Annotated in this window: 11 protein-coding genes; 7 read left to right on the forward strand and 4 right to left on the reverse strand. The window is 50.2% G+C overall.

From position 1 onward, the window contains the following. Nucleotides 1-187 precede the first annotated feature (187 nt). The 3 genes from nifS to CEK71_RS08170 form a co-directional block, all read right to left on the reverse strand. On the reverse strand, nucleotides 188-1,396 hold the full coding sequence (gene nifS / locus CEK71_RS08160; protein WP_088618929.1) for a cysteine desulfurase NifS: 1,209 nt from the start codon (nucleotides 1,394-1,396) through the stop codon (nucleotides 188-190). A gap of 10 nt (nucleotides 1,397-1,406) precedes the next feature. Beyond that, entirely contained in the window at nucleotides 1,407-2,309 is a 903-nt protein-coding gene (nifU, locus tag CEK71_RS08165) for a Fe-S cluster assembly protein NifU (protein ID WP_088618930.1), read from the reverse strand. A gap of 100 nt (nucleotides 2,310-2,409) precedes the next feature. After that, the gene (locus CEK71_RS08170; protein ID WP_088618931.1) at nucleotides 2,410-2,766 is read right to left on the reverse strand and encodes a HesB/IscA family protein; all 357 of its coding nucleotides are present in this window, start codon (nucleotides 2,764-2,766) and stop codon (nucleotides 2,410-2,412) included. A gap of 201 nt (nucleotides 2,767-2,967) precedes the next feature. On the opposite strand from CEK71_RS08170, the gene CEK71_RS08175 reads away from it, so the two are divergent. After that, nucleotides 2,968-3,231: a nitrogen fixation protein NifZ gene (locus CEK71_RS08175; RefSeq protein WP_088618932.1), complete on the forward strand. Its 264-nt coding sequence runs from the start codon at nucleotides 2,968-2,970 to the stop codon at nucleotides 3,229-3,231. 124 nt (nucleotides 3,232-3,355) lie between these two features. Here the strand turns inward: CEK71_RS08175 and CEK71_RS08180 are convergent, their stop codons facing one another. After that, nucleotides 3,356-4,246: a LysR family transcriptional regulator gene (locus tag CEK71_RS08180; protein WP_088618933.1), complete on the reverse strand. Its 891-nt coding sequence runs from the start codon at nucleotides 4,244-4,246 to the stop codon at nucleotides 3,356-3,358. A 420-nt stretch (nucleotides 4,247-4,666) separates the two neighbouring features. On the opposite strand from CEK71_RS08180, the gene CEK71_RS08185 reads away from it, so the two are divergent. The 6 genes from CEK71_RS08185 (at nucleotide 4,667) to CEK71_RS08210 (ending at nucleotide 12,361) form a co-directional block, all read left to right on the forward strand. Continuing rightward, nucleotides 4,667-6,250 carry a SagB/ThcOx family dehydrogenase gene (locus tag CEK71_RS08185; RefSeq protein ID WP_088618934.1) on the forward strand — a complete coding sequence of 528 codons (1,584 nt, stop codon included), beginning with the start codon at nucleotides 4,667-4,669 and terminating at the stop codon, nucleotides 6,248-6,250. Nucleotides 6,251-6,724: 474 nt separating this feature from the next. Beyond that, nucleotides 6,725-7,423: a carbonic anhydrase gene (locus CEK71_RS08190; protein WP_088618935.1), complete on the forward strand. Its 699-nt coding sequence runs from the start codon at nucleotides 6,725-6,727 to the stop codon at nucleotides 7,421-7,423. Between the two features lie 25 nt (nucleotides 7,424-7,448). Next, a complete protein-coding gene (locus CEK71_RS08195) occupies nucleotides 7,449-9,170 on the forward strand; it encodes a uracil-xanthine permease family protein (protein WP_088618936.1) in 1,722 nt (573 codons plus the stop codon). Between the two features lie 30 nt (nucleotides 9,171-9,200). Further along, on the forward strand, nucleotides 9,201-9,527 hold the full coding sequence (locus tag CEK71_RS08200) for an STAS domain-containing protein (RefSeq protein ID WP_088618937.1): 327 nt from the start codon (nucleotides 9,201-9,203) through the stop codon (nucleotides 9,525-9,527). A gap of 4 nt (nucleotides 9,528-9,531) precedes the next feature. Then, nucleotides 9,532-10,329, forward strand: a complete 798-nt coding sequence (locus CEK71_RS08205) for a tRNA-dependent cyclodipeptide synthase (RefSeq protein WP_088618938.1) — start codon at nucleotides 9,532-9,534, stop codon at nucleotides 10,327-10,329. Then, nucleotides 10,307-12,361 (forward strand): TonB-dependent receptor plug domain-containing protein, encoded by a 2,055-nt coding sequence (locus tag CEK71_RS08210; protein ID WP_232463786.1) that lies wholly within the window; start codon nucleotides 10,307-10,309, stop codon nucleotides 12,359-12,361. Before CEK71_RS08205 ends, CEK71_RS08210 begins: the two co-directional genes overlap by 23 nt. Nucleotides 12,362-12,371: the final 10 nt, after the last annotated feature.

The raw sequence follows: 12,371 nt of genomic DNA on the forward strand, positions 1-12,371 counted from the left end.
ACCCAAAAATAAACTCAGTGGACAGCCTGTTGCAGGCTCTCTGCGGAACTCTGGCACTTAAAGCTTTTCGGATCTGCAAATAGATAAGGCCAGCCCATTCTTAAATGAATTCTTACCTTACAAACAACTTGCCAACTGGTGGTTTCCGGTAACATCGTACCGGAAACCACCTTTAGCCTTACCTTACCTACGCATACGTCGGCTTAAACGCCTGTTCTGGATTAGCCACAGGACCGTTACCATCCCAGTACGGTGACAATTTACGCAAGGTGGCGACCACACCTGGCATGACTTTCAGCACTTCGTCGACTTCGTGCATGGAATTATAGCGGGAAAACGAGAAGCGTATTGTGCCGTGAGCGGCTGTGTAAGGAATATCCATCGCCCGCATAACGTGCGAAGGTTCCAAAGAACCGGACGTACAGGCCGAGCCGCTGGAAGCGGCAATACCCGCTTTATTCAGCAACATCAAAATCGCTTCGCCTTCGATGTACTCAAAAGCAATGTCGGTGGTGTTGGGCAATCGGTTATTCATATCCCCGGTGACGAAACAATGTGGGATCTGTTCGGTAATGCCGCGCTCCAAACGGTCACGCATGGCTTTGACATGGGTATTTTCGTATTCGATATGCTCTAAAGCCAGCTCGCAGGCCTTGCCTAAACCGACAATAGAGGCGGTATTCTCTGTACCCGCCCGTCGGCCACGCTCCTGATGGCCACCCCGTAACAGTGGACGGTAACGGGTGCCACGGCGCAGATATAATACGCCAATACCTTTAGGGGCATGCAGTTTATGGCCGGACAGCGACAGCATGTCGATTTTAGTGTCCTGTAACATCATCGGGATTTTGCCGACTGCCTGCACGGCATCGGTATGGAACATCACGCCTGCCGCATTAGCCAGTTCCGCCATCTCCACGACCGGAAACAGCGTTCCCGTTTCGTTGTTGGCCCACATGACCGAGACAATGGCGACTTGCTCGGACAACAGTTTTTTGTAGGCTTCCAAGTTTAGGCGGCCCGCTTTATCCACAGGCATCCGATGGATGGTGTAACCTTCTTTTTCCAGTGCTTCGCACAGGCTTAAAATCGCCGGATGCTCAACGGTGGTGGTAATGATTTCTTTTTTGTTCGGTTGGGCTTTAATGGCGGACAAAATCGCGGTGGAATTGGATTCCGTGCCGCAAGACGTGAAGATAATTTCCGAATCATGCTCACAGCCGATCAGGTTTTGCACTTGTTGGCGGGCCTGTTTAAGGCCACGCGCCACACCGTCGGCAAATTTATGGATGGATGAGGGGTTGCCGTATTGCTCCAGAAAATAAGGGATCATCACATCAACCACAGCATGATCCACTTTGGTGGTGGCATTGTTGTCCAGATAAATATCGGTCATGACAGTTGTCCTATGCTGTTGCTATGTTGACAAGTTTGGCCATTTCCGAAGCAGGGACGACTTTAATAAACTCGCCCATCACTTCCATCAGCCGTTGTTGGATACCCGCTATGGTCATTGCCGCCATTTGGCAACCGCTACACGCACCTGTCATATTGACGTAGGCGGTATTGCCTATCACTTCGACCAATTCGACATCACCGCCGTCGGCCATTAGCGAAGGCCGTAACGATTCCAGCACTTGTTCGATTTTTTTGATGCGTTGCAGATTAGTCAGCGGGCCTTTGACCTCGGCGACTACCGGTTTGCTGACCGGCGCGGCTTCGGGGTCAAATTTCTCGCCTTTTTCCGCCAAGACTTTTTCCAGAATCGCTTCAATGTCTTCATGGCAAGCCGCGCAACCGCCGCCCGCTTTCGTAAAGTTAGTCACATCTTGGACGGTACGCAATTTATTGGCCCAGACCATTTCCTCAATCATAACGGCATCGATGGCGAAACATTTGCAGATTAACGCGCCTTCCGCATGGTCATCCGCCCATTCTTCACCCCGATAATTGGCGATCGCCGCTTGTAAGGCTTCCCTTCCCATGACCGAACAGTGCATTTTTTCTGGCGGCAGACCTTCCAGATGGTCGGCGATGTCTTGGTTAGTGACTTTTAAGGCTTCGTCCAGCGTCATGCCCTTAACGATTTCGGTTAGCACCGAGGACGAGGCGATTGCCGAACCGCAGCCGAAGGTTTGGAAACCGGCATCAAGAATCACTTCCGTCGAATCATCGACTTTTAAGGTCAGGCGCAAGGCATCGCCGCAACTGATGGAACCGACTTCACCTATGGCATTGGCATCCGCCACCGCTCCGGCATTTTTAGGGTTAAAAAAGTGTTCTTTTACTTTGTCTGAATAGTCCCACATGGTGTTATTCCTCGAATTGGGTAGGGCGGACAACGCTGTTTTGTCCGCCTTGGGTCGGGTTCCGGTGGGCAAAACAGCGCTGCCCGACCTGCCTTAAGGGTTAAGAACAGGTTTTGGTTCCCGTACCGCTAGCACTGGTGTTGAATGAAGAACCGCAAGCGCAACTTTTTGCCGCATTGGGGTTAATAAATTTGAAACCGGAACCTTCTATACTGTCTAGGAAGTCCACGGACATGCCATCCAGCATCGTCATACTGGTGGGGGCGACAAACACCTTGACTGTGCCGCAATCAATCACGGTATCTTCGGGGGTATTTTCAGTCTCTAGCTTCAGCCCGTATTGGTAGCCGGAACAGCCCCCATCAGTGACTTCGATACGAAGCCCTGCTGTGGGTGTTTCCGAACTGGCGATAAAGCGACCGACAGCGTTAATAGCTTTTTCTGTTAAGGTAATCACAACAAGTCTCCTGAAAGGGTTGGCATCGTTCTTGTAAGAACATAAAGCAACCTATGTGCCAGACTATTTTTATTTTTATAACAATATGATTTTTATAAAATAATATTTTTTATAGCCCCTGTAAAAAAGATTACAAACAAACAATCCAGCGGGTTTTGTCAGGTTTCCTACAAAATCCCCAGCCACTAAAGAGGAGATGCCATGAGAGTAGAAGACTTGGATATAGGCGATATTGTCTATGCCGCCACCACGATTATTGATGACGGTTCAATGCCTGAGGGTATGGAAGGCGAAATATTGGCGGAAGCCGGTACGCGCGGCGTTATCACTATGATAGGCCATGTCGAAGAACAGCCGGAACGTAGCGTTTTCTTAGTACGTTTTGAAGACAAAGAGATGAATCTGGGCAACCCGATAGGCTGTTGGGTTGACGATCTGATGGTAGAGCCGAAACTGATTAATTAGCCATAATTTCCGTTGATTTAAAAATCGGATTATTTGCCACGGAGTACGCGAAGCGGCTTGTTGGTAAAGGCTTCGTGGCCTTTGTGGCAAATGCTGGTTAAGGTTAAGCGGAGGCTGCCGTGCCTTATTGTAAAGCCGGGGTTGTTCTGAGCCGCACCGCAAGCAAGTCAATAAATGCCCTGACTTTGGCATTTGCATGACGGCTCTCACGGTGTAGGATATGGATAGGCATCGCAGCGGGTTCATAGCCGCTTAATAACGTTGCCAATTCATTGGCGGCCAAATAAGGGGCGCACTGGTAGGACAGCAAGCGGGTAATGCCAAAACCTTGGATTGCCGCCGCAATAGCCGCATCATTGGTGGTGACGGTAAGCCGGGGAGCGGTCTTAACCGTCAAAACCTCAGGGTCCTGGCCGAACTTCCATTCCACAGCCGTACCGACTGAGATAAGGGTGTGTGCAGGCAATTCCAACGGTGTTTTAGGGCAGCCATGGTGGGCCAAATACGCGGGTGAGGCGCATACTACACGCCGCACTGAGCCGACCCGCAAGGCCTTCATGCTAGAATCGGGCAATACGCCGATACGCACCCCAATATCCAAACCCTCTTCCAATAAATTCACTACCCGATCCAGAAATACCGCCGACACACAAATTCCGGGATAACTCTGCAAAAACTCCACAATGACAGGCAAGACATAGAGCTTACCAAACAGTACGGGGGCGGTAATCGCCAAATGTCCGCAAGGCGTACCGTTAATCCCCATAGCCGCTTCATCGGCCGCGTCCGCTTCGGCAATAATACGGCGGGCATCTTCCACATAACGCTGACCTGCCTCGGTTACCCGTACATAGCGCGTCGTCCGGTTTAGCAGCTTTACCCCTAAGCGCTCTTCTAACATGGCAACGGCACGGGTTACGGCCGGAGGGGACATCGCCAAACGCCGCGCCCCACCCGCAAAGCTTTCTTCTTCGGCCACGGCGACCAACACCGCCATTAAATGTAACCTGTCCATCTTGTTTCCTATGGGTGTTAATAATTTGCCAACGCCTACACAACCCGCTTCCGCTTCATAGCCTATGAGCCATCGGCAAAACCTTGAATATCTTGGCTATGCCAAAAATCGGCTGCGAAAGCCGCCATCAAATACACCATGAATCTGCGCATCCGTATCTGTCCGGCCATTATTCCAATAAGATTAGGCTATTTCAAGTTAACTGAGGCATGAGATTTATTAATGGGTGGGGGTTAATATAATTTATGGCACTATTTTTGATGAGAATTTAGGGCAATAAGCTTGGCCTGTTCTAAAATAAGGCCATATCAGCAAAAATGGGCAGCTTAACACCTTAAAAAAGCCCGAAAAATAAGGATAAACGTCAACACCCGGTAAACAACCCAGTCCACCATTTCTATAAGCAACCCGACAATCTTTATGACACCATTAGCTGAAACCTTACTAAATTATCATCACCGCACTAAGCACACCCTACAGCGTTATGCTAAAGGCCCAGAAACTTTAGATTGGGATGACCAGCCCGACCCATTCCGGCATTTTTCCGGTTGCCAGATAGTGGCTTTACCTAAGCCTGGGCGCGAACTGGATGTGTTGTTTAGCGACTTGGACAAGCCGGACACCGTGCCTATACAGCCGTTGGATTTGGCGAATATCGGCCTGTTGTTGGAATTGGCCTTTGGCTTGTCGGCATGGAAGCAATATGGCCCAAACCGTTGGTCTTTGCGTTGCAACCCTTCCAGCGGCAACCTGCATCCTACCGAAGCTTATTTGCTCTGTGCGGATGCCAACATTGTACCTGCTGGGGTATACCACTATGTCAGTTATGACCACCATCTGGAGCAGCGTTGCCAATTTACCGAAGCCTTGCCTGAAGGGGAGGTGCTGATAGGTTTGTCATCTGTGCATTGGCGGGAGGCGTGGAAATACGGTGAGAGGGCATTTAGATATTGCCAGCATGACATAGGTCACGCGTTGGGGGCGTTACGTTATGCCGCCGCTACGTTAGGCTGGAAAATAGAGCTATGTTCAGGGCTGGCCGATGCCGACCTTGCCCAATTGCTAGGGTTGGATCGGGCGGCGGATTTTAAGGCCAAAGAGCAGGAAAGCCCGGATGTGCTGTGCCGTATCCTTACCTCCGTCACGCCAGCAGCCTGTACGGATACGGCATTAATGGCGTTATTGCCGAGCGCGGTGTGGGTAGGTGCTGCCATGAGTTTAGGCGCGTACCATTTATACCATTGGCCAGTGATTGACCAAGCCAGTGCTGCTGCCATCAAGCCCCGCACCGAAGCGTCAAGCCGTCCGGTGGTCGCGCCCGTAGTGCCGTCCCCTAGTTCTGGCCAGCACCTTGCTACCCGACTCATTCGGCAACGGCGCAGTGCACAGCAGTTTGACGGTAAAATGCCCCCGCTGCCCATCACAGATTTTTACCGCTTGTTAAACGCAGTATTGCCCGATACCGCTACGTTTGGCTTTTGGCAGTCGCCGCCGAAAGTACATTTATTTATTTTTGTCCATCGTGTCGAGGGCTTAACACCCGGTTTATATGCCCTGCTCAGGGACGAATCGGCATTACCTGCTTTACAAGCGGCAATGTTAAGCTCATTCACTTGGCAAAAACAACCTGGGGGATTGCCTTTTTATCATCTGTATGCCGGCGATTTGAAGCAGATTGCAAAAACTTTATCTTGCCACCAGCCAATTGCCAGCGATAGCGCCTTTAGTTTGGCGATGGTGGCGGAATTTATGGCCACGATCGAAGAGCAGCCGTGGCGTTATCGGCAGTTGTTTTGGGAATGCGGCCTGATTGGTCAGGTTTTGTATCTGGAAGCGGAAGCGGCGGGTGTCCGTGGCACGGGTATAGGCTGTTATTTTGATGACAGCGTCCATGAAATTTTAGGGCTTAAAGATGACGCTTTTCAGAGCCTATACCATTTTACTGTCGGTAAACCGTTGGAAGACAGCCGGTTACAGACTTTTCCGGCGTATGGGCATTTATAGCCTTAAACCGTTTGCAAATCTAATCATCTGCTTTCCGTATCTTTTATCCCAGCTATAAACCCTCTATTATATTGAAGGTTGTCAGCCTATTATTTTGCTGCAAAGAACACAAAAAAACGGATTGAAAAACGATTGTGTTCTTGGCAGTAAATAAGGTTAAAACGATGGATTCTAATGTCGCCGACGTTTATGTGTGCTGTTGAGTGAAAAAAGACGGCCACAACTTATCCTTAACTAAAAAATTACAAACACTGCTGCGTAATTACCTCTCATATACAGTGTTTGCAACCTCATCTGCCCGCAAGAAATTTTACAGCTGCCGCAGGGCCAATCCGTCGAAGCCTGCATTTCCTGTCAGGTTGGTACGGCCTGTGTAGCAAAGGCTTTATTTAGGGATTTGTTTCGCATAGAATGGAGCCGTAACAAACTGGCCTTTTCTTAAAGCATTATAACCTTTCACATTGGCACTATAACATGGAAGCGTTTATCCACCCGACCTTAGTCAAACTTTCCAAAGGCATCAAAAGTTTTCAGCAACGCGCTTATGCCTCTGATGATGTCAAAATGAAACGCCTGATCGATTATGGGCAACAGCCGAAGATTTTGGTCATTTGCTGTAGCGATTCACGGGTAGACCCCGCTTTGCTAATGGATGCGGAGGCAGGCGATTTATTTATGTTGCGCCATGTCGCCAACTTGGTGCCGCCGTATGCTTTGGAAGGCAAATATGATGGAGGGCGGGCGAGCATTGAGTATGCTGTCCGTGATTTGCTGGTCGAACATATCATAATTTTAGGCCATGCCCATTGCGGTGGCATTAAAGCTTTGCTCAAAAGCCTAAAAGGCCACAAACCCCCGCGTGATTTTTTGGCTGATTGGGTGTCTATCGCTATGGATGGCTGCTACCGTTATGTGCTTGGGCCCTTGGCCGAACCCAAGGATGACTGCGGCTGTGCGGTACGCGAGCTTGATCTGGATGGCTTGTGCGACCATCAGCATCTGGTTGAGCGGGCGGCGATCCGGGGGTCTTTAGATAACCTTAAAACCTATCCTTGGTTAAACGAACGCCTTGAGGCCGGAACCCTCCATCTGCATGGCTGGTGGTTCGACTTGGAAAACGGTGATTTATGGGCGACCAGTGCTGACCATAGCGCCTTTTTGCCCGTCCTTTGATTAAGCCCCGTTAACGGTCAGGCCTATGCGTACCCCCGCCACGATTATTTACGGTACTGATGATAAGCCGCCCTTACGCATTTTGTTGGGTCTTGCCTTGCAACAAATGTCCTTTTTGGGTGTGTATTTGGTCATATCGCCGTTATTTGCCCGCGAATTAGGCTTAAATCCCGAACAATCCCTGCAATTGGTTTCGGCGACCCTACTGGCTTCGGCACTCGGTGTCGTCTTGCAAACCGCAAGAGTTTATGGCATAGGTTCGGGCTATTTCTGCCCGTTGCAGGCAACCTCATCAACATTTGCCGGACTGCTCTTAGTCAAGACCCATAGCGGTCTGGAAGCGGTTTTTGGTATGGTCGGGGTCGTGGGGGCTGCGCAAATGGCTTTTGCTTGGCTGTTCCAGCGGCTTAGAAGCGTCCTGACTGTGCAGGTGGCGGGTTTGGCCGTGCTGTTGATCGGTCTAGGTTTAGGGCATTACGCGCTAAAGCAGATGTTGGATACCGGCACAGGTATGGCCGGACAGCAACAAGGACTCTTATGCGCACTGACCTTAGGCACAATGGTGGCTTTTAACGTTTGGTCGTCGGGTGTGCTACGCTTATTCTCGGCGTTTTTGGGGCTGTTGGCAGGTTTTATCAGCAGTTGGCTGATGGATGCCATACCCGCGTCTGCTTGGGCGACTTTTTATGACGCGCCGCTGTTTTATTGGCCCAGACCGATGAATATCGGCTGGTCGTTTGACCGCCAAGCCTTATGGCCCGCCATTATCACGGGCTTATTTCTCGCCCTGCATGGTTTTGGCGCCTTGGTGGCGGCACAACGCTTTAATGATGCCGACTGGAAACGCCCTGACCTGCAATTGGTCAAACAAGGCATCCTCGCCGAAGGTCTTACCAATATCTGTAACTCGTTCCTGAACGGCTTGCCGCTTACTTCCAGTGGCGGTGCGGTCAGTCTGGCGGCTTCCACAGGCTGCACTAGCCGTTATTTGGCCTATTGGCTGGCGGTCATTATGGCGGTTATTGCCTTTATGCCCAAAGCGATGGTCTTTTGGCAGATTTTGCCCTTGCCTGTGATGGGGGCGGCACTGATTTTTCTGGCCTCGTTCACGGCCTTATCAGGTTTGCAAATGGTCGCGTCAAGGCTATTGGACAACCGTAAAATTCTGGCCTTGGGTATCGGCTTAATTTTTGGGGTCAGCTATGAGGCTATATTGAAGCCCTTACACCATGATGCGTGGATTCCCCTAAAAGCCTTGTTATTTTCAGGGGTAAGTCTGGGCATTTTTGTCGCGGTGCTGCTGTCGGCGGTGTTCCAAATCAAAAACCATACCCATAAACAACGCCGCTTTGATCCTTTGCACAGTTCGCTCAATGAAGTCATTGCTTTTTTGGAGGAACAAGGTGAAAGTTGGGGCGCACGCCCGGAAATTGTCCGCCGAGCCGAACATGCGACTTGGCAAGCCTTTGAAATTTTGACCGAATACGGATTATTGGAGATAATCGACGGTAAAGCGGATAAAATTCATCTGCAAACTATCTTTAATGAGTATACTTTTACCGTCATTGTAAACTACACTGGTAAACCCTTTGCGCTGCTGACCCAACCGCCCAGCCACGATGATATGCTCTCGGATACCGACGCAGTATTGGAAATGGCGGGCTATATGCTGTACCGTTTGGCCGACCAGGCCAAACTCCGCGTTGATGGTGCAGAGTGCGAACTACGGTTGATATTTAACGATTAACTAATTAAAAAATAGAGGAAACTATACGTTATGCTAACCATTTCATCGGCACCTCAGGGCAACTCTCTGGTCATTGCTCTGGCAGGGCGTATTGATGCCGCCAATGCCAAAAATCTTGAGCAATACTGTCTGGAGCAGATAGACGGCGGGGCGATTCGCCTAATATTTGATTTTACTGCCGTCAACTATATCAGCAGCGCCGCATTGCGGGTCTTTTTGGTCATTGCCAAACGCCTTAATAGCTTGCAAGGCTCGGTGAAACTGTGCGCCCTCAACACCCTATTGCGGGATGTCTTTGACATCAGCGGTTTTGCCAAATTGTTTGTGATTACCGCAACCGTACAAGAGGCGCTCTAATCCCATGAAAGCGTACCTTGCCGAGCAACAGGATGGGGAGAGCCATAGCGTTGTGGCAAACCCACGTTACCGGCCTTTTATCGGCATTAGTGTCAGTAAGCGTGTCTTGCCGCTGGAACAGACGGTAAAGATCTTGTCTTGGCTGTTGCATAGCCCGTCACCAGTTTTGCCTATTCTGATCGCTGACGAAATCGCTGTTATCAATTATAAAGCCTTTAAGCGTTATAGTGGCGGTAGTTGTGTCAAAAAAGTCCAGCAAGACAGTGATTTGCAAATTAGCCACTGGCAACAAGCAGCCGACTGCCTGCCGCCGGAACAAAGCCGCCGTATACGTTTTGTGCGCTGGTCTGAAATAGTTACCGATTTATATGGGCGGCAAGTCGCGCTGGTACGCAGCGAGTTTGAACAAAACCCCTTGTTGCAGGATACTATTTTGGCCTTGGTGACCAGTTTTATCCGTTCTACCGGCAAAACCGTCACTACGCAACGCTGTTGGGCTTTGGCCGAGTATATTATCCAAGAATTGCCTTCGCTATTGTTTGGTATCGAAGTAGATACGATACAATATCAACTGTTGGTATACCCGACCCATTATCCGACTGAAATGTACCGCTTGGTTATCGCCATTCGCCGCCATCCGGCTTTTGCTGAGTTTTTTACCCAGTTGCAAAATCCGCCTTTAGAAAATAATAAAATAATCCAGCTCATTATTACCGGGCAACGGTTTGATAAGCCATCACAACCTCTAGTAACACCTAGCCATTATGACCGGGCGGCACATGAACTTACTATTACCGCATAAGCTGATGGATTTTAGCGGCCTTATTGGCCGTCGGCAACGCTTGCGCAATGCCATAGGCTTGTGTTTGGCATTAGGTACGCCGCAATTGGCACAAGCAGGCGGCTCTGATGCCGAATTGGAAAGTGAATTGCAATTTCTCGCCGCCGAACGGCACATTGTCGTCACTGCATCGAAATTGCAAGAAAGCGTTGACAAGACGGTGGCAACAACTTCCGTCATCACCCAAGACGACATCCAGCATATCGGAGCCCGCAACTTATTGGACGTGCTACGTTTAGTGCCTGGTCTTGGCGTTACCCAGACTATGCTAGGGGTGCGGGAAATCGAAGTGCGCGGGGTCAAGACCTTATTCTCCGATAAGGTTTTGTTTATGCTCAACGGCCACCCCTTAGACCATAACTTGCAAAATGCCGGCAGCACTTGGGTCTACGATGACCTGCCCGTCGACACCATCAAACGGGTGGAAGTCGTGCGCGGTCCAGGTTCCGCCTTGTATGGTGCAAACGCGTTTATGGCGGTCATCAATATCATTACCCAAAACGCCAAAGATTTAAACGGCCTACATGCCTCGGTAGGAGCCGGCAGTTTTGGTGCCCAACAATACCGCGCCTCTTGGGGCAAGCAATATGACAACACTGCTGAGGCGGCGCTGCATTTTAACCATACCGATACGGACGGCATCGGCTCACCGGTTCCGCAAGACAGCATGAGCATACAAGGCTTGGAATCGTTGGCTCCCGGCAAAAGTCAGCTTAACGAAGGCCGTAATGATATGGAATGGCAATTGGGCTATCAAGGCTTTAAGCTCGACGGGCGGTATATCAGCAAGCGCACCGGCACGTTTGTCGGCGCGGCGTTCGCGCTCAGCAACCGCACCGTGCAGAATTATGAAGATTACTTTATCCGCCTAAGCCGCAATTGGCGGCTCTCAGAAAGTTTCACCGTCGATACGCAAGTCTATCATGACAGTTTTAGTTTCGACAATCTCCTGCAACTAGCGCCGCATAGCTTTGGTCATGTTGGCTTACAAAATATGCGCAATGGCGGCGAGGTGCAAGGCAATTACCAGCTCAGCGCCAACCAAACCATCATCAGTGGCGTGTCATATAACGAAGACGAACAAAGCGACGTGACCGCCGAAAATGGCAGCGACCCCAGCCAACTGGAACCCACCCTACCCTATGGTAAGTCCAGAAAGCGCACCCGTTGGGGCGTTTATGCCCAAGACGTTTGGGATCTTTGGCCTAACTTGCGTATGACCCTAGGCGCACGCTACGACAGGTATAATGATTTTGGCGGCACATTCAACCCGCGCCTAGGCTTTAACTGGGAGTTTATCAAAGACTATTCGCTGAAATTTTCCTACGGCACAGCCTACCGTGCGCCTGCGTTCGGCGAGTTGGATTTGATTAACAATCCGATATTGTCAGGGAACCCGAACCTCTCCCCAGAACAGGCGGAAACCTTTGAAAGTGGTATCGTCACCCATCCTGTGCAGGGTCTGACCGCCCAAGCGACTTACTACCACACCCATATCAGCGAGCTGATCAGTCAAGTGCCCGCACAGACGACCTTTGTGCAATATGCCAATAGCGGCAGTATGCTTTCGGAAGGGGTCGAGTTAGAAAACCGCTACGATTTCAGCGGTAGTTTACAAGGCTCTTTTATTGCCGCCAATATCGTCTATCAACATACTATCCAAAACAATCTGGCTGTCGCTGATGTCCCAAAAGCCCGTGCCAACCTATTGTTAAACTGGGCTTTTAATAGCCATTGGAGCCTGTATGGTCATGTTCTCATAAAAGATGCCACCGGGCGCGGCGTAGGTGACAGCCGCCCTGATGTACCCGGTTACGCCGTCTTAGATATGAGTATGCTGGGTCAGCACTTTTTCTCCAAACGGCTGGATGTTAGCTTTACTGTCTACAATTTACTTGATAAAACTTATTTTGACCCCGCCCCGACCAGCGTTCCTGGCGACTACCAACAGGCAGGCCGGGCTTTTTTTGGACATGTCAATGTCCGCTATTAATCCTTTAATG

The sequence above is a fragment of the Methylovulum psychrotolerans genome (genome assembly GCF_002209385.1).
Lineage (GTDB): Bacteria > Pseudomonadota > Gammaproteobacteria > Methylococcales > Methylomonadaceae > Methylovulum > Methylovulum psychrotolerans.